Origin of the sequence: Streptomyces calidiresistens (genome assembly GCF_014141525.1) — a bacterium.
Classification (GTDB): Bacteria; Actinomycetota; Actinomycetes; order Streptomycetales; family Streptomycetaceae; genus Streptomyces; species Streptomyces calidiresistens.
The window spans coordinates 1-859 of the sequence record NZ_VKHS01001342.1 but is presented as its reverse complement, the minus strand read 5'-3'; the positions used below and the strand labels follow the sequence as shown (position 1 = coordinate 859).

General features: G+C 79.6%; 1 protein-coding gene. It reads left to right on the top strand.

Translation table 11 applies throughout. The features are described from left to right. The coding region (locus FOE67_RS27215) for an ABC transporter permease subunit (RefSeq protein WP_182667476.1) at positions 1-840 on the top strand (840 nt) is incomplete at its 5' end. Positions 841-859: the final 19 nt, after the last annotated feature.

Sequence of the window (859 nt, the reverse complement as noted above, 5' to 3'; positions counted from 1 at the left end):
CTCCTGCCGCCCTCCACCGCCCACCCCCTGGGCACCGACGCGCTCGGCCGCGACATGCTGGCCCGCCTCGGCCACGGCGCCCTCGCCACCCTCGGCACCGCCCTGCTCGTCGGGGCCGCCGCCCTGCTGATCGGCGTCCTCCTCGGCCTGCTGCCGCGCTTCTCCGGCCCCCTGGTCGACACCTTCAACGCCGTCCCCGCCGTCCCCGCCGGGCTGCTGGTCACCGGCCTCGTCGGCCCCGGGCCGACCACCCCGGCCATCGCGGTCGCCGCCGTCGCCTGGACCCCGCTCGCCGCGCACACCTCCGCGCTGCTGCGCCAGGAACGCGCCGCCGCCCACCTCGCCGCCGCCCGGGGGCTGGGGGCCGGACGCGCCCACCTGCTGCGCCGACACCTGCTGCCCGCCGTGCTCCCACCGGTGATCCGGCACTCCCTGCTGCGACTGCCCGGCATCGCCCTGGCCCTGGCCGCCCTCGGCTTCCTCGGCCTGGGAGCCCAACCCCCGTCCCCCGAATGGGGACTGCTGCTCGCCGAGAACCACCCCTACGCCGAACGCGGACCCTGGACCGTCGCCGCGCCGGCCCTCGCCCTCGCCCTGCTGGGCGCGCTGGCGGTCACCACCGCCCACCGCGCGGGCCGGGTCCGACGCGGTCGGCGCGGGGACGCGGACTCCGGGACGAAGGGCGGGGAGGCGGCGCCGGCGCCCCCGGGCTCGATCGTGCCCACCGCGCCGGGCCTGCCCGGCCTGCTGCCGCCACCGGTCACCGGCGGCCCCGGCGGACCGGCACCGCCCGGGTCGCCGGCGGGAGCGCCGTCCACGCCCCCGGCGCACACCCACTGACCTGTCTCTTATACACAAT